Raw genomic sequence first — 21,306 nt, 5'->3', positions numbered from 1 at the left:
ATATCACCCAAAGTTCGTCCTATAGTAAGTGTAAGCGAAATTAGCAAAGTTAGAACAAACATGGACCTACTTTTTTAATCTCTCTGTTGCCAAAGAAAAAATTCGCCCCATTTCTATATGCGGCGAATTCATTATAGTGCTACTTATTTATCCATGACAAATGCCGTTTTACCACGTTGATCTACACTTAAATAGCCTGCAAATAATAGTTGCTCATACCATTGTTTTTCAATAACAGCTGCTTGAGCGGCATCATCTACCTTTGTAGAAAGTTCAACCATCATGTCTCCTTTGTACTGCCACACTTCTATATCCGCTTCATGTCCTAGAAAACTTCCTTTATAGGTCATAGCATTAGCAGGTCCATATACAACAGCTTGAGACAACGTATTTTTATACCATGCTTCAGAATCCCAATTTACAATTTTCTTTGGAGAATTTTCAAGAATGCGTTTTTTAGCAGCACTCGTATCTACCGTATCGTAAGAGACATCAGCAGAAGTCTTCAAGGACTCCTTCCGGCTAATCGTAAATGTACGATGGTCTCCCTTACTATCTAACTCAAACTTATAATTGGACTCAGAACCAGTAAAACCATGATTCGCTGTTTCTACCATTGCGTCACTTAATGATGTATTTAAAAAACGCTTTTTATAGGTTATATCCATTTTATTGCTACCCTTATATACGCGTAAGCGATGTATATAATCATTATGGAGAAACGATTGGTCAAACGTATCATAAAAATAAATTTTTACATCATCCTTTTTAGTTGCTTGAAAAACCTGTACAATCGTTGATTCCTTAAAAATCTCAGGTTTAATATTGAATTTAATTTCATGCCCTGGCTCAATGGCTGCTTTCGCTTGTGTTGTACTCACACTCATCATACTAATTATTGTCAAGCCCATGACACATATATAAAATGCCCATTTTTTTAGTTTAGTCACGCTTTAACTCCTCCTTCGGAAATGTTGTTGCTAAATTTGTATGTGTACTGTGAAAATAGATAGTTTGTCGTGCACGAATTCTCTGTGACAGAGCCACAATATCACGATAGTCTGGATGTGTTTTATAGAAGAACTCCTTTGAGAGATGCTTCAAAATAGATGGATTGCATGAATAACGAGAATAGCCTGTGTGGACAAAAATAGCTGTTGGATATGCCTTTGCAAGCTCCTCCAATTGAGCCTCATCCTGCTCTGAGACAAAATAAAGTGCATGGTGACTGTCCGTTTTTTGCTTGTGACGTACTTGGAGTACCGCTTTATTCGGCCAAATATTTTCGGGTTCTTGATCATAATGCTCCAATAAAGTTTGTAGCTTTGCATCTACACTAATCGCTCGGGTTGTATGTTCAGAAAGATAAGACATAATATCGACTGTTTTGCCCGAAAAAGAGGATGGGAAAATAATTGAACGATTGGGATGAGCCTTTACGTACGTAGCCAATTGCTGTAATACCTCAAGATTATGAATGCATTTTTCCACATGTCCACTATCAATAAACGCTACATCATAAACCGTTCCATCCTCCTCTGGTAAGGTCGCCTTTAACAAATACGAATCGACTACATAATCACCAGAGAAAAAAATCATCTCATCAAAAAATCGAATTTTGTACCACACGCTTCCAATTAAATGTCCACTATATCCCCATTGAAAGGCAAGATAATCATTGACCTCTATCCAATTTCCAATCGTATCTGGGTGGAAAGTACGGACTTGTGAAAGAGGCAATGAAAGCTGCTGAGCAGTTCTATGACTCATTAGTACCTGCCCCGTATAGTCCATCTTTTGTAGTAATGGCAATGCCCCTACATGATCAATATGCGAATGAGAAATAAAGACAGCAACTAACTTTTCAATATGATTAGCTGTAATATTTGGTGGCGTTTTTTGAGCATTTTTCATAATCCCACAATCCAATAAAATGGCCTGCCCATGATTTTCAATATAAAAGCAATTGCGCCCATATTCCCCTACGCCACCTAAAATTTCAAAACTAAGCATTGGTCTGCCCTCCTCGTCTTTGCAGCCAATCTAATAGGAACATAAATACCACAGTCATCAAAACAGTGATGACGGCAACTGCCATCCCAACCCCTACATTACCTTGCTCAAATTGACTATAGATAAAAGTTGCCCCTGTCTCGACTGAGGGTGGCAAAATTAAGAGACCAGCTACTAGCTCACGCATCGAAATAATAAAAGTCATCATCATTCCTGTCAAAATACCCTGCATCAATAGCGGTAGGATGATGCGACGATAAACCGCCCAATTACTACGTCCAAAAATAGCGGCTGACTGAAAGATAGAGGCATCTAATTGTGAAAAAGAAGATTTAATATACTGCACCGAATAGGGTAAAAACAGCACACAGTATGTAACGACTACCATTGCCTTTGTGTTATAAATCGTTGCGGGAAGCCACGGCGCATTCCAAAACATAATTAAACCTACAACAAAAACAATTCCCGGAATAATATTAGGCATTAAACTAAAAAAATCTAATACTTGCTGCTTTCTGGTTTCTCCTTTTTTAATATAAAGAGCAATGAATAAACCTATCATGGCTGTTATGATGGCCGTCATGATAGAAAAAACAATACTATTTAAAAATGCTGTCAATCCTGCACTTCCACTGGTGAAGACCTCTTGATAGGAAGCAAAGCTGAAATTCCCTGCCTGTAAACCATCTCCCCTTACCTTTTGCAAAGAGGTCACGATAATAGAGAAATACGGAATGCCGATAGACAGCAATAGTACAAGCCCTACAAAAGTCCACGAAGCTGTTTTTATATACCACTTGTCCTTGATCTCACGTCTAGCAGGCGTTTTTCCTGATAGCACACCGTATGTATATTTGCGTCCAATGAGATTTTGGAAATACCAAATGACTAAGCAAACTGACAATAAGAATAAGGATAGCGAGGTTGCCATGCGAATATCGACTGGCCATCTTGATAGATAGGAGTGAATTTCGGTTGTAAAAACTGGAAACCCAATCCGACTGCCAAATGTAGCTGGCGTTCCAAATTCAGCAAGCGTCTTAATAAAAATAAGCAGACTTCCCAAGACATAGCTTGAAAGTACAAGGGGTAACACAATCTTTAGCCCATTTTGCCAGGAGCTTCGCCCAAAAATCAGCGCTGCATCTAAAAACGAGCCATTTATTCGAAGCAATGTATTTTTTAACATTAAATACAAAAACGGAAACAGGTGTAAGCTCATGATCAGTACCATGCCAAATAAGGAAAAGAAGGAATCTGTCATCCAGGTAGCACTCGGAATAAGCTGCTGTAAAAAACCATTGTGCTGCATAAACAAAATCCAGCCCATAGAACCAATATAAGGAGGTGTCATAAATGGAATCGTTAACACAATATCGAGCCATTCATATTGATATAAACTTGTTTTCGTACGAATGAAAGCCATAGGTAATGCGATAATTGTTGTCCCAATAATCACGAAAATCCCTAAGACCACAGAATTTCCTAGCGTCCTCCATATTCTCTCGTGTGCAAATATTCGGCTAAACTGTGATCCATCGAATTGCCCCTCATTTGTAAAGGTATAAAATAAAATGGCCATCAACGGAGCGATAGCAAATATGACGACAATTGTCAGTAAAAATCCAAAAGCTCGTCTTCCTTCCATTATCATGACTACTACAACCCTTCTCTATAAAAACTAGAAAGGAGGTATATCAACCTCCCTTATTTAACGAAATAAATCCGTAAACTTTGTTAGTACTTCAAGCTGTTTCGCTTCCGCACCCATCCAATCAACTGATAACTGTGGAATTTCATCTAATGCTGCACGATTTTTCACAGCAATATCTTTATTTCCTGGTAATAAGTAAGCATCTGCTACTAGCTTTTGCCCTTCATCCGACAATAAAAAATCAACATAGGCTTGTGCAGCTTCAACATGTTTCGCATCCTTCAAAATACCAACCGCTCTAGGACTAACCACTGTCCCACTCGTTGGATAGATAATTTCTACTGGCTCACCGTCCGCTTTTGCTTTATAAGCCATGTAGTCTACACCTGCGATTGTGGCATTTTTCTCACCCGTAATAACAGCATCCAATGCTTCTTTATTTGCACCATTGACTTGCAAGCCATTTTTCTTCCACGTATTAATTGTGCTCCAAGCTGTTTTTTCTGCTGCTGTATAACCAAATAAGAAATCCACAGCAGAGCCTGACAGACTTGGATCTGGTATATTTATTTTATTTTGCCATTCAGCTTTCGCTAAATCAGACCAATCCCTAGGCGCCTGTGTCGTATTTTTCGTATTATAGGCAATACCTAAAGCAGAGGCACTGTAGCCATAGAAATATCCATCTTGATCAGACCAATCACTGTTGATTTTGTCCTTGTTTTTAGCAGCTTCGTAGCTTTGTAATTGGTCTGTTGCCTTTAAGCCATCCATTGAGGCGACAGAGGCAAGTACAACAAGATCAGCTACAGGATTATTTTTTTCCGCTTCTAGACGAGAGAGAATTTTACCTGTAGTTCCTTGAAACATTTCCACTTTAATCCCTGTTTTTTCTTCAAATGCTTGCTGAATATTTGCAGCTAAACCATCTGGCCCTGCAGAATACACCGTCAGTACTTTCTCCTCCTGTGTCTTTGCACTTGCTTCATTTGTCTCTTTTACCTCTTTATTACCACAGCCAGCTAATGCCAAGGTCAATAAAATGCCGGCAGTTGCCCATAATTTAAAACGTCGTTTCTTCAATGTAAACCCTCCAATTGATAGATTTGTTTTTCATCAATAAATACTTGCAATCTTTTTCCATGCTCTAATGGTTGATTCTCATAAAAGCTCCAAGGCTGTCCATCCACCTGTGCTTGTACTAAATAACGATCGCCAACAAATGTGCTTTTCACAATCTCCGCTTGTTTAGCAATCGTACCAGGACGCGATACGCTTGATACGCCTTCAGGTCGCACGATCGATTGTCCATGATGAAACCAATTCACTTTACCAATAAAATCTGCCACATAGGGCGTTGCTGGTGCACGATAAATTTCCTCAGGCGAGCCAATTTGAGCAATTCTCCCTGCCTCCATAACGATAATTTGATCAGACATTGTCATAGCCTCTGTTTGATCATGTGTTACAAAAATCGCTTGGCAATCAAGTTCATGAATCAGGTGCATAATTTCATCTTGCATTTGCTCTCTGAGAACAGCATCGAGAGCGGATAAAGGCTCATCAAATAAAATCAATCGAGGGTTCGTCGCTAAAGCTCTTGCTAATGCCACCCGCTGCTGCTGTCCACCCGATAATTCACCTGGCTTCCGTTTCTCATAGCCTTGCATTTTTACCAATCGCATCACATGCTCGACTCGTTCAGGAATAGCTGATTTTGCAATTATGCCCTTTAAGCCAAAGGCAATATTTTGGAAGATGGTCATATGTGGCCATAGAGCAAAATCTTGAAAAACCATGGCGATATTGCGCTTATTTGGTTTGACATTTTTATGAGACTGTGAAGAGAAAATCACGGTGTCATTGAATCGAATTTCTCCTTTTGTTGGCTGTTCAAGGCCAGCAATCAACTTTAATAAGGTTGTTTTGCCACAGCCTGATTGTCCAAGAATCGTAATAAATTGCTGATCTAACTCCACATCGATTGGCCATAATGCTTGAGACTGCCCATATTTTTTCTCGATATTGGTTAATGAGATTTTCATAAGTATCCTCCTCGTTACTAACAACTATAAATTCCAGATATTTAGAAAATATTAATCTACTATTAATAACACGTTAAAAAAAATCTAATAAACTAAAACAAATACAAGATTTTTTCTAATTTGCTTTAGGAGGATAAAATGAACAATAGTAAATTACAGGCATTTTGCTTACTTGTAGAATTAAAAAAATTAGCCCCCGTGGCCAAAGCACTTGGCATTACAGCACCTACAGTATCCTTTCATATTCGCTCTATTGAGGAGGAATACGGTATTCGTTTATTTCGAACAAACGCAGGAGGATACCGTTTAACAGAAGCCGGCGAAGGTGTGTATCATTACGCTCGTCAAATGGTTCAACTCCAAAAGGATATGGACCGTTTTATTGAAAATCTTTTAGCAGGCCATATCGGTTCATTACGACTTGGGGCGAGTGGCTTACCTGCCCATATTTTTATGCCAGATTTAATTCATCAAGTTTCAACGACCTATCCTGAGATTCGTATTTCATTAGAAGTAAAAACTGCACCCGAAATTGAAAAAAACGTAGCACTACAAGAATTAGATTTCGGGCTCATCATGGAGACCAAGCAGGAAAATCCTTTACTTCATTACGAAACTATCGGTGAAGATGCACTTGTATTGGCATTCAGCCCATCACACGAGATAGCAACAAAAAAGAACATCACCAAAGAAGATATTCTTAAGTACAAGCTCTTGTTGCATACATCCTCTAGCTCCACGAATCACTTCATCGAAAAGTGGATGGACCCTTTTCAGCCTTCAATTTACACAATTGAACTGGATTCTGTGAGCACGATTAAAAAAATGCTGACCTTTGGAAAAAACATGGCGTTTCTATCCGTTTCCTTAATAGAAGAAGAATTAAAATCAGGTGTACTGATGAAGAAAGATCTACATGACGTGACGCTTAATAGAAAAATTCAATTGATTTATCCGAAAACGCGCTTAGATCATAAAATTGATGAATTTGTCAAAATGTCGGTTTACGAAATAGCGAAGCAATTAAAAATGTTTTCTTCGATGACATAATTCCACATGCAGTCGTAATAACATGGAATGGGAGGATATTTTTATGAAAGGAGGGTTGTCCTTGCTAACCAAGCTGTTAACAAAGGATTGTATACAGCTTGCAAACTTTGTCCAATCATGGCAAGAAGCGATTCATTTAGCTGCTAGCCCATTAGTACAGCAACACAAAATTGAACAACGCTATGTCGAAGCCATGATTCGATCTATTGAGCACTATGGCCCCTACGTAGTCATCACACCAAAAGTAGCCATTCCTCATGCACGGCCATCTGATGGGGTTCATGAACTAGCCATAAGTTTGCTATGTTTACAAAAACCTGTTTTTTTCAGCCCCAATCAGCCTGTTTACTTACTAATTGTGCTAGCTGCCATTGACAATGCTTCCCATCTACAGGCGTTGGCTGATGTAGCATTAGTCTTACAAAAACCTAATCAGGTTGATGACTTGATCGCCTGTCAGCATGCGGACACGATATGGGAGAAAATCAAACAATATACGACAAAGGAGTCAACAGAATGAAAATTTTAGTCGTGTGTGGGAGCGGTTTAGGAAGTAGCTTTATTTTAGAATTAAATGTAAAAAAAGCATTAGAGGCATTGGGTAAAGATGCAGAGGTAACACATACCGATTTAGCGTCTGCCAAGGCGGAGAAAGCAGATATTTATTTAGGGGCAGCAGACATTGTGAATGAATTAGCGCAAGACAAGGGAATCATTGTGAGCATTGTTAATATGATGAGTATTGCAGAAATAAAAGAAAAGCTTGAACCTTTGCTTTAAGCATCAAAAATTTGGATAGGATGAGGTGTTGGTATGTTAGATGTTATCATGCATGACATTTTAGGAACACCAGCTATATTAGTCGGCCTATTCGCTTTTATTGGTTTACTCATTCAAAAAAAATCAAGTTCCACTGTTCTGTCAGGTACTTTAAAAACGATAATGGGCTTTGTCATCCTTGGAGCAGGTGCTACGGTTTTGATTGGCTCTTTAGATCATTTTAGTAAAATGTTTGATCATGCCTTTCAAGTACAGGGAGTCATTCCCAACAATGAGGCCATCGTGGCAGCTGCTCAGACTAATTTTGGTACAGCTACTGCACTAATCATGGTATTTGGTATGATTATGAACCTATTATTTGCGCGATTTACGCCATTAAAATATATCTTTTTAACTGGACATCATACATTATTTATGGCTTGTTTAATCGCTGCTTCATTGTCAGTTGGGGGGATGAGTGGTACACCTCTTATTATCGTCGGCTCTATTATTCTTGGACTTTGTATGGTGGTGTTCCCTGCCATTTTACAGCCAACAGTTCGGCAAATAACAGGTAGTGACGACTTTGCTGTTGGTCACTTTGGCAGTGTTGGCTATTATGTTTCTGCAAAGATTGGCAAGCTCTTTGGCAATAAAACGAAATCCACAGAGGATATACAAGTCCCGAAATCATTAGGCTTTTTACGAGATACCTCTGTTGCTATTTCGCTAACAATGAGTGTGTTCTTTGTGATTGTTGCCCTTTTTGCAGGTCCTTCCTATATAGAGGCACAATTATCTGCGGGCTCTAATTTTATTATTTTCGCTATTATGCAAGCGATTACATTTGCAGCGGGTGTTTATATTATTTTAGCAGGTGTACGAATGTTAATTGCTGAAATTATTCCAGCCTTCAAAGGCATTGCAGATAAACTTGTACCAAACACAAAACCAGCACTTGATTGCCCAACCATTTTCCCATTTGCACCAAATGCCGTTATTATTGGTTTCATTTTTAGTTTTCTAGCAGGGCTGGTTTCCATGTTTATACTCCCTTTCATCGGACTTAAGGTCATCGTTCCCGGTCTTGTTCCCCATTTCTTCACAGGTGCAGCAGCTGGCGTCTTTGGTAACGCTACAGGCGGCAGAATCGGTGCCATGTCAGGAGCCTTTGCCAATGGTTTATTGATTAGCTTTATTCCTGCCATACTACTGATCTTTATGGGAGACATTGGTTATGAAGGCACAACCTTTGGCGATTCAGACTTTGGCGTAATCGGCATTATTATTATTAATTTATTAAAATTATTCGGTGCTGTTTAGATAGTAAAGCCTAACGCTATTCGCGTTAGGCTTTTATAGTGCTATACATACAAGGATTGTTACGGAAACCTTAATAAATCCATTACTTTAATAGTAATCTAGCTTTATATTTCTAACTTATTATGTATATAGAAATGAATCCTTATTCTTATACGTTCTCAGAAATTTATTTTCATCGAAGTCTGACATCAGACTAAAAATATTAAGTTTTTGCCGATATATATTTTATACACAACAGGAGGTACACATAATTTGAAGAAATTAATTACTACTTTTCTTTTGATCGCTCTGTTGATAGCAGGCTGTTCTTCAGCACCAGCAGAAACATCAACTGAAGGATATAGGATAGGCATTTTACTATCAGATGCAGGACTAGGCGATGAATCATTTAATGACTCCGCTTTTAAAGGATTAGAAAAGGCGCGCGATGAGCTTGGTATTTTGTTTGATTACAAAGAGGCTCCTGATGGTAATTACGAGGAAAAGCTGAATGAGCTTGTAGCAGAAAAATATGATATCATCATTGGTCTCGGTTTCTCTGTACAAGAAGCACTAGAAAAAACAGCGAAGCAATATCCAGACCAGCAATTTATACTGATTGACGGACAATCTGATATTAACAACATCATTTCGATTACCTTTAAAGAACAAGAAGGTAGCTTTTTAGTTGGCATGATTGCCGCTATGACAAGCAAAACTGGAAAAATTGGCTTTATTGGTGGTGCAGATGCTCCCGTTATCCATCACTTTGAAAATGGTTTTATCGAAGGAGCTCGTTATGTACAGCCATCGATTGAAATTATGAGTGACTATGCTGGTACTTTTGACGATACCCAGGCGGGTGCAGCAATAGCAGAAAGTTATATCAAAAATAACGTTGATTTTATTTACCATGCAGCGGGCTTTACTGGCTTCGGAGCGATTAAAAAGGCCGAGGAAATGGGTATTTATGCAGCCGGTGTTGATATCGATCAATTTTTTGTTGCCGAAAAAACAGTTGTCACATCCATGCTGAAAAATGTTGACCTGGCCGTCTATCAACTTGCTAAAGCATTAGTAGAAGATGGGAAAATTACTGAAAAATCGTTTGCATTAGGTTTAGCGGATCAAGGCGTGGGACTAGCAGATATTCGTGTAATTCAGCTGACAGCTGAGCAACAAACTGCCATCGAAAAAGCCCAAGAAGCCATTATTTCAGGAACGATAAAAGTTACTGCAGAAAAGGGGAATGGCCAGTGACACTACGTAAGAAATTATTTATGAACACACTGATTCCAATCGTACTGGCTATGGCGATGATTGGCTTTATTATCATACAAACATTCACGATCCAAACTACAGCACAGGATGATACGAAACTTTTACTTGCAGTGAAAGAACTAGAGCAAAGTTTAGTTGTTGCCAGTCAATCTTTAAACAATTTTACCTACTTAGATAGTGAAGCCAATAAAAACGAAGCGCTCGCTATTTTACAAGAAACAAAAAGTAATTTAGGGGCATTAGCCTCTCTAACGAGAATACCTGAGCATCAGACAATCGTCGAAAAAATAGCTAGTAAATTTGAAAATCTAGAAAAAGCGACTGAAAGCGGGTTTCAAGAAAACAATCGCTCTGAAATTAAAAAGCAGTCCATCAGAATTAAAGGAATTTTAAACGATATGTATTTGCTCAAAAAAGAAACGAACGAATGGTATCAAGAAATGATACAAGTAACGAAGCAAAAAATAGGTTTCATTACAACCTCTACCATCATAGGTAGTGTGCTATTAATTATTGCTACGATACTTTATTCCTATGTAGCTGCGAAAAGAATTACCAAACCAATTAATCAGATTGTAGATTGCGCACAAGCCGCAGCAACAGGAAACCTAACCATTGATACCTCTACCCTTTCCTATCAGGCAAACAGTCGATATGAGATTGATCAATTAACAAAAAGCTTTTCAGAGATGATGAATAATTTAAAAAGTACCGTACAATCCATCGATTATATTGGAAAGGACGTTAATTTGTTTACACAAGAAGTGACGAGCCATATGAATACTATTCATGAAAGTAGCAATCAAGTCGCTACTTCTACCGACGAATTAGCAAAAGGCAGCTATACGATGTCTGAAGACATTCAATCAGTGGCACTCCAAATGAATAATATGGCAGATCAATTTAAGGATGTAATGCGTACAAGTGAGCAATCGGCTGACACTGGTAAACAGGCTCTGGAGGCTGTTCAAAATGGTCAGTATTCATTGGAAAAACAATCGGCCATTGCGAAGGATATTTCAACCACATCACTTGATATTAAAGAGGCTGTTACCCAATTCTCTCAATTTACTTCAGAGATTGAAGGAGCAGCCAATGCTGTCCACACAATTGCCAGCCAAACCAATTTATTAGCCTTAAACGCTGCCATCGAGGCTGCACGAGCGGGAGAAGCAGGTAAAGGGTTTGCCATTGTTGCCGAGGAGGTTAAAAAGCTCTCTTCAGAAACGGAGAATGCAACGAATTTAATTACTTCTATGGTTACGCATATTCAAGATGGCATTACGCACATCCTTACTACAGCTGAACGAGGTTATCAGCTATCAAATGAGCAATCACAATCCATGGTTGAAACGGAACAATCATTTGCCGTTATTACCATGCATATAACAGCTATCCATCGCGATTTACAAAACCTCACAAAAGAAATGGTGCAAACCAATGAAATGAGCCAGCAAGTAAATAGTACCATTGAAAATATTTCTGCTATTACGGAAGAAACGGCTGCCGGTACAGAAGAAATATCGGCATCAACCCAAGAACAGCTACTATCCTTCCAAAAAATTAGTGCTAAAATCGACGAACTTCAAGCTATGACTGATACATTGATGAATGAGCTCAAAAAATTCACCCTATAGCGACTCGGTTCATTACCCCAAGAAATCCAGTGAAATGATTCACTGGATTTCTTCTTTCATTATAAAGTTAAACCACCATCTACTAACACAATAGAGCCTGTCATATAGCTTGCTTTGTCTGATGCTAGGAATACTACCATTTCTGCTAATTCCTCTGGTTTTGCATAGCGTCCCATTCTCATATTTGGAATCTCCTCTGGCACATAGCCACCTGTTTCAAACATAGCAGTTACACTGTTTGTTAATGCCGTTTCTACTCCCCCTGGACAGATACCATTGATCCGAATACCTTTTTTTACATACTCCAAAGAAGCTGATTTTGTTAAACCCACTACTGCATGCTTACTTGCAGAATAGACAGCCATACTGTGCTCACTGCGAACTCCTGCTGTAGAAGCTGTATTTATAATTGAACCGCTTCCTTGTCCCTCCATTACTTTTAAAACATATTTTAAGCCAAGGAATACACCCTTCACATTGATTGACATAATACGGTCATATTCTTCATCTTCAATCTCTGTTAGTGGAGAAATTTTCTGAATAACCCCAGCATTATTGAAAAATACATCAACACGTCCGTACGTATCAACAGCAGTATTGACATATTTCTGAACGTCTTCACTTTTTGAAACGTCTGCCTGAACGAAAATACCTTCCCCGCCTTGTTCTCTAATCAAGCTTACTGTTTCTTCCCCTGTTTCTTTGTTGAAATCCACTACCACCACTTTTGCACCATTGCTAGCAAGTTTCAAGCTGCTAGCTCTTCCAATTCCGCTTCCTGCGCCTGTTACAACTGCAATTTTATTCAAAAGATCCATCTTCTATTCCTCCCTAACATTTTAAAGTCACTGTCTATTTTATTGCTACTTCTCCTTTATTTATTGTATTATTCTACACAAAATAGTACTTTCTCAATGTCTATACAATAAAAAATGTAACTGCTTTCATTTTGATAGCATCATTACGAACTGGAGTGTAGGAACATGAAAATTACCACTATCGACCTTCAATACATAAGTCAATTAATATACGAAACACATCATCTTCCAGTCACTTATATTAATTCGTTGGGAGACATAATTTTTGACTATTCAACAACCAATAGTCCATCTTACATTTCTTTAAAGGAACAGTTGAAAACATATCCTTATCATAAGGATACAAATGATTATCCGATTTTTTTCTCTTATGCTGAATTTAATTTCTTCTATATCAACGTGCAGTTAGAGGATCAATATTTAGGGGCGATTGTAGTTGGTCCTTCCCTTTCTCCAGAAGTGGGAGACATTAAGACAAATGTTAATCAAGAGCTAATTCCTATTCTTCATTATCAGCAATGTTTGGCCATTAGTTTGTTTGTATATTACTCGATCTATCAAAAGAAATTAAATAAAACTGCTGTCATTTATCATAACCAAGCATTAAGACCTCTAATTCGTCATGAGGAAAATACTGCGCTTGAGCTCTCATACGCTAGAAGAAATGATATTGTTCATACAAATCTTTATTATGAAAAAATATTGTTAGACAATGTGAAAAATGGACGTATGGAGAAATTAAATGAAGTTTTGAATTATTCCATTGTCGAGCAGGCAGAACTGGGAATACTTTCAAAACGCAATAATTTAAGAAGTGTTCAATATTTGATGATTACAGGAATTGCCCTAATTTGCCGTGCAGCGATTGAGGGTGGTTTAAATGAAGAAACCGCCTTTACATTAAATGATTTTTACATTCAAAAGCTAGAGGATCAAAACAGTTTAATCGAAATTCTTTCGTTAATGGAGGAAGCTATTTACGACTATACAAGCCGTGTATCACAGGCAAATACAATGAAGTATTCTGGACCCATTACTACCTGTATCCATTTTATTGAAAATGAGTTGTATGGGGATCTAACACTCGACCAACTTTCAGCAATTTGCCACATAAGCCCCAATTATCTTTCCTCCTTATTTAAAAAGGAAGTAGGTACTTCCTTTAGTGAATATATTCAGCAGCAAAGGATTGATGAGGCGAAAAAACTCTTAACATTTACCAACTATCCAATCCTAGACATCGGTTCATTACTTAATTTCACAGATCAAAGCTATTTCATTAAAGTTTTCAAAAAATTTACGGGAATTACCCCTAAACAATATAGAACTAAGTATTCTCATAAATAATTCGATAGAGAGGGAAAGTAAAAAGATGGTAGAAATCAATTTTTACTTTCTCTTTCCTTTTTTGAAGTACTAACAATATCATCTATGTCATATCTTGAATTAAAACGTAACCATTACACTTTAAGGAGGTCTATGTGGAACGTCTCCATTTTTCTAAATATGTATTGAATTTTTGGTTCCTCTTCATTTTATTCATAGGCATGCTACCACTACTGTTATTCAACGTCTCAGCACTAAACGACCTTAGTTCCTCTCTACTCAATTTAAATACGATATTTTTAAGTATTTTAATTGAAGCATTACCATTTGTCTTAATTGGAATACTGATTGCTGGCTTTATTCAGATATTTATAACAGAGGAACATATCCAAAGGTGGATTCCTCGAAACCCTGTGATGGCCGTCATCATGAGTTGTCTTGTAGGTGCATTATTTCCAGCCTGTGAATGTGGAATTGTTCCGATTGTTAGAAGATTAATTGCCAAAGGCGTACCTATACATGCAGCTATAGGCTTTATGTTAACTGGTCCACTTATTAATCCCGTTGTTATTCTTTCTACCTATATGGCATTTGGCAATGATTTAAGAATAGCGAGCCTTCGAATGCTCGTTGGCTTTGTCATCGCCATTGTGGTAGCATTACTTATCAGCTTGTTTTTTAAAGGCTCACAATTTAAGAGCTCTTTACAGCCCTACTCATTGACAACCACTAGTCAACAAACATCTTTCGTCACAAAACTATTAAATATGGTCAAGCATGCCATCGATGAATTTTTTGATATGGGCAAATACTTAATTATCGGGGCATTTTTAGCTGCCTTTGTACAAACCTATGTATCAACCAAAACACTCGTAGCAATTGGAGACGGTGAATCCTCCTCCATTCTAGTTATGATGAGCTTAGCCTTCATTCTGTCACTTTGCTCTGAGGCAGATGCCTTTATTGGCGCATCCTTTAGTGCTATTTTCTCCACTCCATCCATTCTGGCCTTTCTTATTTTTGGCCCTATGATCGATTTGAAAAATACCATTATGTTGATGAGCGTATTTCGCTTAAAATTTGTCTTTTGGTTAATCGCCTTAGTGGCTACAGTTGTCTACATTAGTATATGGATGCTTTCAGCGTATCTCTAAGGGGGAAAACCATGAAATTTCATGTTCAACAAGCGCTAAGAGCCTTAATGTTACTTGCCTTTTCGGCTATGATAGCCAACTTGCATTGGACCGGAGAACTAACAAAATTCATCAACCCTAAATATGAAAGCCTGAGTAAAACAGCCGCCATCTTATTTTTTATACTATTTCTTGTTCAATTGACTAGAGTTATATCTTTTTCAAAGGCTCCCCACTCATGTGATCCTATTGGACAAGCTTGCTGTTCCCATCACGACCATGGTCACTCAGCCTTTACACGAAAAAAAATGATTGCCTACCTCATTATCATGACACCGATAATGACAGGCTTTTTCGTGCCAGCCAAAATTTTAGATGCTGCCATCGCTGATAAAAAAGGTGGTGCCTTTATTCTCACCCAGCAAAGGCAAACATCTAAAATAGAGGATTATCTCACTTCAAATGAAACGATTGATGAAAACATCTATGATGAGCATGATGCTGATCCGCGACTGATGGAAGAAAAACAGGAAATGACAAAAAAGCAATATGACCAATTAAAGCAACAGTTATCCCAACAATCGATGCTGAAAATGACCGATGAGGACTATACGATCTATTACGAGGAAATTAATCAAAATTTAGAAAACTATTTGGGGAAGAAAATACAGTTGAAGGGCTTTGTTTTAAAAGAAGAAAGCTTTACAGAAAAGCAACTAGTTATTTCAAGATTTCTTATTACGCATTGTGTCGCCGATGCCAGTATCGTCGGCTTTCTGACAGAGTTTCCAGACGCTCCAACACTCACAGAAGATACATGGATTGAAGTGGTCGGTACAATTAGTCAAACAACATATGAGGGTGTAAGCTTACCTGTTATCTATATTGATGATTGGGTAACAATCGAACAACCCGAATCACCTTATCTTTATCCGATTAATATTCGAATGAGTTTCTAGCAATAAAAGGGCAAAGCTTATGGCTTGCCCTTTTTCAGCTATTAATTGGAGATCGCACATCTAAGCCTAAATGGGAACGTAATGTGCTACCTTCATATTCAGCTCGGAATAACCCCCGCTCTACTAACATGGGAATAACGTCGTTAAAGAATAAATTTAAAGATTTCACAGGGCCACCTGGTACAGCAATAAAGCCATCCAATGCGCCCTCCTCATAAAAAGTAACGATTTGATCGACAATATCCTGTGGTGTGCCGATTGCTACAAGATGGGCTGAGCCAATTACCTCGGGGCGTGCTAACAATACCTCAACAGTTGGTTCATTTTCTATAATATAACGACGCACCAAATCTGCATGTGTTTTACTACGTACTTTTTGATCTTTTGGTGGCAACATATCAACGGTCACCTGATCTTCAATTGACAAATGACGAACATCCATACCAATCACAGATTCTAAAGCACTGTAGCGTCGTTCAAGCGTTAAATGTGCATGCGCTTGTCGGTGCATTTCGAGTGCTTCTTCATATGTATCACCTATAAAGAAATACAGCCCAGGTAATAAGCGAATATCGTCAGCAGAACGACCTACTTCAATGGCACGTTGACGCAAATCATTACGCATCTCAATGCCCACCTCCATAGCTGGTGTAGCTGCAAAAATGGCATTGGAAACAGTAGCTGCAAATTGACGCCCAACATCCGACGCGCCTGCTTGGAAGAGCGGAATCTCTCCTGCTGGATGCATAGGGAGATTTAGGGGACCTTTAATATGGAAAAATTCGCCCTCATGTTCAATAGGTTTGACAAGCTCTTTTATTTTTTCTATATTCCCATCCGTTTCTAATGTTTCGTAGGGTTGACTATGCCATAGCTGCTTGACCACCTCTGTACATTCTGTAGCTTTAGCATAACGCTCTTCTGAAGAAGGCATAGATTCATTGCTGAAATTATGGGCACCATCTATGGAGGTCACAATATTCCATCCAACTCGCCCATCACTAATCCAATTCAAGGATTGCAATTGACGCGCAATCAGATAAGGTGGCGTAAATGATGTGGAGATCGTTGTCACTAAGCCAATCTGTTTGGTTCCTCTTGCCACCATCGCCATTAAAAAGCTAGGATCTAAGCCAACCGTTCCTTTCATTTTAGCCATTAATTCTGGATGAGCTATTAAATAATCAGCCTTAAATACAAAATCCAATTTTGCTGCCTCAGCACGCTGCGCAAATGCAATATGTTCATCTATCAACGCACCTTGCTTGCCATGATTACCGTGAACAGCTAAATGCATCCCAATAATAAGATGTCTTTTCATTGTTACTCCCCTTTCAATAATTGAAAATGATTATCATTTTCATAATAAACATTCATTTCAAAGATTGCAAAGAAATACTTTTATGTTTTAGAACGCCTTCACCTATAAAAATAGGTGCTCCGTTTTAATGAGCACCTAAACTAATATTTACTATACAGTTAAATAAAGGTATTATTAAGATGATTTCAAAATATATTGAAGCGGAGGAACCATGAGAAAATTTGCCTCTTTATTAACAGTGACTCTTTTTATATTTCCACTTGGTGGAGCATCTTATATAGCTAATCATACACACGGTTCATCTCGTCTGCCGACTCTAGCTGCTACTGCTGAAGAACCTCATTCTACTATCATAGCTGAACAAAGTGATGAAATGGGTGATGGTTCTCCCACTCTTCTTGCAACATCTACTACCTTTCCAACAGGTCAGGGTTCAATGAGCTTTAATTATCAAGCAACTAGTAATAGCACTGATGCAATTCGAATTTATGTGAAAAATAACAGCACACAATCTATTAGGTTTATATTAACTGCACCTAATGGAACGGCTTGGATAGACGGAGAGATCATTAAGCCTGGGCAATCATTTACGACAAATTACAAGGTGGATGCGAGCCTAGCAGGTGAATGGTTCATGAAATTTGATAATAGTGATGGTTCTTCAATTTCAGTAGATATAGACACAAGCTACGAAATTTGAAATAGGAGCTGACCCCTTTAGATTTCCATTTACGACTTAAATAGGCGATGCAAAAATTTGTTTTTCTATTGGGTCCCAAAGGACAATTCCTACATCCCCATTATGGTCGATTACTCGAACTGTAATGGGAATATAATCAAATAAAATTGTATTTAACTTGGTACTAGTTAACTGTAGCAAGCCAATTAATTCTACATCATTTATCAGAGGAATATGTAAATCCATGTTAATATCTGTTAGTTTGCCATCCTCATAACGCAGTTTCCCTATAATTTTAGGGTTTAAATGTTTAAATCCAGCTTGAATATCCTCTTTAAAAATTAATATTTTATTATACATATTTTGGTCTAAACTATATAAGGCATCTGAAGGGAATGTATAATACTTTTTATTAACCTCTGACCATTTTGAGATGGTATCTGTATCTTTTGAAATAAAGGTTTCAGCTAAAAATATGCCTGGTATAATATCGTTTATATTAGATTCTTGATATAAAGTTAAATAAATAGGAACTCTCGGATACTTTTCATTTTTTCTTATATCCGCAACAATCTTTTTAGCTACTTCTTTACCGTATTTTTCAACATCATTGATTTCATCATCATTATACTGACCTTCCTGCATATAAAACTTGTCTGTTGAAAAATGACTCACTGACAAATCCATGAGTCCTCTCTCGATTTCATTGATATTTAGAGCATTGTTCATTTTTTTGACGATTAAACCTCTAGCAATATTGACTTTTGCAGGCTGTTGAATTTCATAAACTTCCTTTTTTTGAACCGATGAAATATACATTTTCTCATTAGCAGTAACACTCTCACCCTCACTACTACAAGAAGCTAACATCATTATGGGTGCGATTAAAAATAACATACGCCTTCTTTTTTTCATTACAATTTCTCCTTGAATACTATGTATCATGTGATAACTTCCCTAATTTAACCATAACAAATTTACCAAAATAAAACATTATATATTTACAAATCTCCCCTTTTACCTACCAGATGATCAAAAAAGACCTATGTTCGCTTTTCTCGAACATAGGTCTTTCTGCTTTAAAGTTTTTTCACCTGATTAGGAGCGAGGTTTCCCCTATTTGAGCGGGTTCTCACTACTTTAGAGCGGAGCTTACCATTTTATGAGCGGGGTTCCTCCATCTTTGAGCGGCTCTCACACTTTTGGGAGCGGATTCCCCACATCTTGGAGCGACTCTCTCCTCTTTAAGAGCGGGTTTCCACTACTTTGGAGCGGGGCTCACCTCTTTAGGAGCGGGTTCCGATCATTTTTGAACGGGGCTTACCATTTTAGGAGCGGGGTTCCTCCATCTTTGAGCGGCTCTCACTCTTTTAGGAGCGGGGTTCTCACATCTTGGAGCGACTCTCTCCTCTTTATGAGCGGGTTCCCACTACTTTGGAGCGGCTCTCTCCTCTTTATGAGCGGGGTTCCCACATCTTGGAGCGACTTTCACCTCTTTAAGAGCGGGGTTCCTCCATCTTGGAGTGACTCTCTCCTCTTTAAGAGCGAGGTTCCCACATCTTGGAGCGACTTTCACCTCTTTAGGAGCGGATTCCCTCTACTTTGGAGCGACTCTCTCCTCTTTAAGAGCGGATTTCCCACATCTTGGAGCAGCTCTCACTCATTTAGGAGCAGCTTCCCTCCATCTTTGAGCGGCTCTCACTCATTTAGGAGCGCAACCTCCTTATATTGGACCAGTTCCCACACATTCAGGAGCAACTTCCCTCTTTCCAACATTGAGCAAATACTATTTGGCATTTTTATCAGGTTGGTGAATACCAAATACATTGCTTTCCGTATCAATATAATAGCCTTGCCATGCCATCCCTGGTAATGCATACTTGGGCATGGCTACTTTGCCACCGTTTTCAAGAATTTTTGCTTCTGTTACATCATAACTTTCGACACCCATTGTACAAGCAAAGCCATTCAGCGCTTGGTTTGTTTCTGGTGGAGGACCTTGGCGTTGCATTAAAGCACCGTTAATGCCAAGTTCATCATCTTCACCTGTCACGGCACCGAAGTAAGGCATGCCTGCGTAGTCACTCCAGTCCTGAAATGACCAGCCAAATACTTTCCCATAAAAATCCTTTGCCCGATCCATGTCACATACATGAATTTCAAAATGAACTAATCTCCCCATAGTATCCTCCTTAAGGATGATGTATTTGAACATATTTACTATATATCATTTTTCTGAAGATTGAAATTAATACATTATCTATCAATTAAATTAACCTATATTTCTCGATGCTCAAGCTGAAAATGCTATAATATATGAAAATTGATTTGATAAGAAGGTACGTTTATATGGAGATACGACAGCTCGAATATTTTTTTGTTCTATGTAGTGAGCTTCATTTTACAAAGGCTGCCGAAAAATTAAATATTTCACAGCCCACACTCAGCCATCAAATAAAGGTTTTAGAAAATGAGCTTGGCTTACCTCTATTCGATCGTCTAGGGAAAAAAATCGCTATTACAGATGCTGGTAAAATTTTATATGAACAGTGTACATATATTTTTAGGGCAATGGATAATACGAAAAATCAGATGACTGAACTAAAAGAAATAAAAGCAGGGAAATTAGTGATTGGTACTTTGCCAGGAGAATTAACTGATTTTGTATCAGATTATTTGCTGGACTATTATCAGGATTATCCAGACATACAGGTTTGTATCAATAGCTCAGATGATTTGTTGCAACTATTTAAAAACAATAAAATAGATTTTGCCATTTCCTACAAACAAGACAATATCGATTATGAGGAGGAGCAGCTTCAAATCGTTCCATTGTTTACGGAGGAACTAAAGGTCGTTATTCATAAGCAGCACCCTTTAGCAGGATTGGATACCATCCCATTGCAAGAGGTGTTAGCACATCCATTGATTTTATTTCCAACAATACATCAGTGTAGAAAGGTAATTGAGGGAGCGGCTCGTAAAGAAAAGCTTCACATTACACCAAAATTAGAAACAGCTAGCATCCAAGCGATCTTTAAATTAGTAGAACAAAATGTGGGAGCAACGATTATTTCGAAAACACTTTGTAACTTGCATAAATCGGATACTATTTGTGAGCGTTCGATATGCAATCCACCCCTAACACGTGAAATCGTACTGCTCTATCGAAAAGATAAATTTATTAATTTTGCGGCTAAAGCTTTCATTCGTCTACTAGTAGAGCAACTTGATCTTGCACAACTTTCACTTTCAGATAAAAGTCGACAACTCATTCGTTCATTAGTCATGTCTCAATAAAAAATGGACTAAACCCAGCACTCGTCGTG

20 protein-coding genes are annotated in these 21,306 nt (G+C 38.1%); 11 read left to right on the top strand and 9 right to left on the bottom strand.

Annotated features, from left to right (window positions below):
• Window positions 1–143 precede the first annotated feature (143 nt).
• From JTI58_RS16210 to JTI58_RS16190, 5 genes are read right to left on the bottom strand one after another with little or no spacing between them, the layout of a single operon-like run.
• On the bottom strand, window positions 144–950 hold the full coding sequence (locus tag JTI58_RS16210) for a hypothetical protein (protein WP_205442301.1): 807 nt from the start codon (window positions 948–950) through the stop codon (window positions 144–146).
• Window positions 943–2,013, bottom strand: coding sequence for an MBL fold metallo-hydrolase (locus JTI58_RS16205; protein WP_205442300.1), 1,071 nt, complete (start codon window positions 2,011–2,013; stop codon window positions 943–945). Before JTI58_RS16205 ends, JTI58_RS16210 begins: the two co-directional genes overlap by 8 nt.
• Complete coding sequence (locus JTI58_RS16200) at window positions 2,006–3,667, bottom strand: ABC transporter permease (protein WP_205442298.1); 1,662 nt, start codon at window positions 3,665–3,667, stop codon at window positions 2,006–2,008. Before JTI58_RS16200 ends, JTI58_RS16205 begins: the two co-directional genes overlap by 8 nt.
• A gap of 57 nt (window positions 3,668–3,724) precedes the next feature.
• Window positions 3,725–4,750 (bottom strand): ABC transporter substrate-binding protein, encoded by a 1,026-nt coding sequence (locus JTI58_RS16195; RefSeq protein WP_205442297.1) that lies wholly within the window; start codon window positions 4,748–4,750, stop codon window positions 3,725–3,727.
• Window positions 4,747–5,712, bottom strand: coding sequence for an ABC transporter ATP-binding protein (locus JTI58_RS16190; protein ID WP_205442296.1), 966 nt, complete (start codon window positions 5,710–5,712; stop codon window positions 4,747–4,749). Before JTI58_RS16190 ends, JTI58_RS16195 begins: the two co-directional genes overlap by 4 nt.
• A gap of 138 nt (window positions 5,713–5,850) precedes the next feature.
• Between JTI58_RS16190 and JTI58_RS16185 the strand changes: the two genes are divergently transcribed.
• The 6 genes from JTI58_RS16185 to JTI58_RS16160 all read left to right on the top strand — a co-directional run bounded on the left by JTI58_RS16185 (window position 5,851) and on the right by JTI58_RS16160 (window position 11,741).
• Window positions 5,851–6,762: a LysR family transcriptional regulator gene (locus JTI58_RS16185; protein ID WP_205442295.1), complete on the top strand. Its 912-nt coding sequence runs from the start codon at window positions 5,851–5,853 to the stop codon at window positions 6,760–6,762.
• Between the two features lie 43 nt (window positions 6,763–6,805).
• A complete protein-coding gene (locus tag JTI58_RS16180) occupies window positions 6,806–7,282 on the top strand; it encodes a PTS sugar transporter subunit IIA (RefSeq protein WP_243456080.1) in 477 nt (158 codons plus the stop codon).
• Window positions 7,279–7,542, top strand: a complete 264-nt coding sequence (locus JTI58_RS16175; RefSeq protein ID WP_205442294.1) for a PTS sugar transporter subunit IIB — start codon at window positions 7,279–7,281, stop codon at window positions 7,540–7,542. Before JTI58_RS16180 ends, JTI58_RS16175 begins: the two co-directional genes overlap by 4 nt.
• A 33-nt stretch (window positions 7,543–7,575) precedes the next feature.
• Window positions 7,576–8,844, top strand: coding sequence for a PTS ascorbate transporter subunit IIC (locus JTI58_RS16170; protein WP_205442292.1), 1,269 nt, complete (start codon window positions 7,576–7,578; stop codon window positions 8,842–8,844).
• A gap of 252 nt (window positions 8,845–9,096) precedes the next feature.
• A complete protein-coding gene (locus JTI58_RS16165; RefSeq protein WP_205442291.1) occupies window positions 9,097–10,083 on the top strand; it encodes a BMP family lipoprotein in 987 nt (328 codons plus the stop codon).
• Window positions 10,080–11,741 carry a methyl-accepting chemotaxis protein gene (locus tag JTI58_RS16160; protein ID WP_205442290.1) on the top strand — a complete coding sequence of 554 codons (1,662 nt, stop codon included), beginning with the start codon at window positions 10,080–10,082 and terminating at the stop codon, window positions 11,739–11,741. Before JTI58_RS16165 ends, JTI58_RS16160 begins: the two co-directional genes overlap by 4 nt.
• 59 nt (window positions 11,742–11,800) lie before the next feature.
• Here JTI58_RS16160 and JTI58_RS16155 read toward each other — a convergent pair whose 3' ends face one another.
• Complete coding sequence (locus JTI58_RS16155; protein ID WP_205442289.1) at window positions 11,801–12,559, bottom strand: SDR family NAD(P)-dependent oxidoreductase; 759 nt, start codon at window positions 12,557–12,559, stop codon at window positions 11,801–11,803.
• A 165-nt stretch (window positions 12,560–12,724) separates the two neighbouring features.
• On the opposite strand from JTI58_RS16155, the gene JTI58_RS16150 reads away from it, so the two are divergent.
• From JTI58_RS16150 to JTI58_RS16140, 3 genes are all read left to right on the top strand, one after another.
• Window positions 12,725–13,906, top strand: a complete 1,182-nt coding sequence (locus JTI58_RS16150; protein ID WP_205442288.1) for an AraC family transcriptional regulator — start codon at window positions 12,725–12,727, stop codon at window positions 13,904–13,906.
• A gap of 134 nt (window positions 13,907–14,040) precedes the next feature.
• Window positions 14,041–15,039, top strand: coding sequence for a permease (locus JTI58_RS16145; protein WP_205442286.1), 999 nt, complete (start codon window positions 14,041–14,043; stop codon window positions 15,037–15,039).
• Window positions 15,040–15,050: 11 nt separating this feature from the next.
• On the top strand, window positions 15,051–15,977 hold the full coding sequence (locus tag JTI58_RS16140) for a TIGR03943 family putative permease subunit (protein ID WP_205442285.1): 927 nt from the start codon (window positions 15,051–15,053) through the stop codon (window positions 15,975–15,977).
• Between the two features lie 34 nt (window positions 15,978–16,011).
• Here the strand turns inward: JTI58_RS16140 and JTI58_RS16135 are convergent, their stop codons facing one another.
• Window positions 16,012–17,274 (bottom strand): NtaA/DmoA family FMN-dependent monooxygenase, encoded by a 1,263-nt coding sequence (locus JTI58_RS16135; RefSeq protein WP_243456420.1) that lies wholly within the window; start codon window positions 17,272–17,274, stop codon window positions 16,012–16,014.
• Between the two features lie 235 nt (window positions 17,275–17,509).
• Here JTI58_RS16135 and JTI58_RS16130 point away from each other — a divergent pair, with 235 nt between their 5' ends.
• Window positions 17,510–17,998 carry a cupredoxin domain-containing protein gene (locus JTI58_RS16130; protein WP_205442282.1) on the top strand — a complete coding sequence of 163 codons (489 nt, stop codon included), beginning with the start codon at window positions 17,510–17,512 and terminating at the stop codon, window positions 17,996–17,998.
• Between the two features lie 36 nt (window positions 17,999–18,034).
• Here JTI58_RS16130 and JTI58_RS16125 read toward each other — a convergent pair whose 3' ends face one another.
• Both JTI58_RS16125 and JTI58_RS16120 read right to left on the bottom strand, forming a co-directional pair.
• Complete coding sequence (locus JTI58_RS16125) at window positions 18,035–18,892, bottom strand: CamS family sex pheromone protein (RefSeq protein ID WP_205442280.1); 858 nt, start codon at window positions 18,890–18,892, stop codon at window positions 18,035–18,037.
• Window positions 18,893–19,763: 871 nt separating this feature from the next.
• Window positions 19,764–20,159, bottom strand: a complete 396-nt coding sequence (locus JTI58_RS16120; RefSeq protein ID WP_205442279.1) for a VOC family protein — start codon at window positions 20,157–20,159, stop codon at window positions 19,764–19,766.
• Between the two features lie 167 nt (window positions 20,160–20,326).
• Here JTI58_RS16120 and JTI58_RS16115 point away from each other — a divergent pair, with 167 nt between their 5' ends.
• Window positions 20,327–21,277 (top strand): LysR family transcriptional regulator, encoded by a 951-nt coding sequence (locus JTI58_RS16115; protein ID WP_205442278.1) that lies wholly within the window; start codon window positions 20,327–20,329, stop codon window positions 21,275–21,277.
• The last annotated feature ends 29 nt before the right edge of the window (window positions 21,278–21,306 follow it).

It is taken from the genome of Lysinibacillus fusiformis, assembly GCF_016925635.1.
GTDB lineage: Bacteria > Bacillota > Bacilli > Bacillales_A > Planococcaceae > Lysinibacillus > Lysinibacillus fusiformis_F.
Note: the sequence above shows the minus strand (reverse complement) of the source record. Positions and strands in the feature narration are given on the sequence as shown.

Coding starts and splice junctions, on each gene's coding strand:
- JTI58_RS16205 (WP_205442300.1), bottom strand. CDS start 2,013: ATGCTTAGTTTTGAAATTTTAGGTGGCGTAGGGGAATATGGGCGCAAT.
- JTI58_RS16200 (WP_205442298.1), bottom strand. CDS start 3,667: ATGATAATGGAAGGAAGACGAGCTTTTGGATTTTTACTGACAATTGTC.
- JTI58_RS16190 (WP_205442296.1), bottom strand. CDS start 5,712: ATGAAAATCTCATTAACCAATATCGAGAAAAAATATGGGCAGTCTCAA.
- JTI58_RS16185 (WP_205442295.1), top strand. CDS start 5,851: ATGAACAATAGTAAATTACAGGCATTTTGCTTACTTGTAGAATTAAAA.
- JTI58_RS16180 (WP_243456080.1), top strand. CDS start 6,806: ATGAAAGGAGGGTTGTCCTTGCTAACCAAGCTGTTAACAAAGGATTGT.
- JTI58_RS16175 (WP_205442294.1), top strand. CDS start 7,279: ATGAAAATTTTAGTCGTGTGTGGGAGCGGTTTAGGAAGTAGCTTTATT.
- JTI58_RS16170 (WP_205442292.1), top strand. CDS start 7,576: ATGTTAGATGTTATCATGCATGACATTTTAGGAACACCAGCTATATTA.
- JTI58_RS16155 (WP_205442289.1), bottom strand. CDS start 12,559: ATGGATCTTTTGAATAAAATTGCAGTTGTAACAGGCGCAGGAAGCGGA.
- JTI58_RS16150 (WP_205442288.1), top strand. CDS start 12,725: ATGAAAATTACCACTATCGACCTTCAATACATAAGTCAATTAATATAC.
- JTI58_RS16140 (WP_205442285.1), top strand. CDS start 15,051: ATGAAATTTCATGTTCAACAAGCGCTAAGAGCCTTAATGTTACTTGCC.
- JTI58_RS16135 (WP_243456420.1), bottom strand. CDS start 17,274: ATGCATTTAGCTGTTCACGGTAATCATGGCAAGCAAGGTGCGTTGATA.
- JTI58_RS16130 (WP_205442282.1), top strand. CDS start 17,510: ATGAGAAAATTTGCCTCTTTATTAACAGTGACTCTTTTTATATTTCCA.
- JTI58_RS16125 (WP_205442280.1), bottom strand. CDS start 18,892: ATGAAAAAAAGAAGGCGTATGTTATTTTTAATCGCACCCATAATGATG.
- JTI58_RS16120 (WP_205442279.1), bottom strand. CDS start 20,159: ATGGGGAGATTAGTTCATTTTGAAATTCATGTATGTGACATGGATCGG.
- JTI58_RS16115 (WP_205442278.1), top strand. CDS start 20,327: ATGGAGATACGACAGCTCGAATATTTTTTTGTTCTATGTAGTGAGCTT.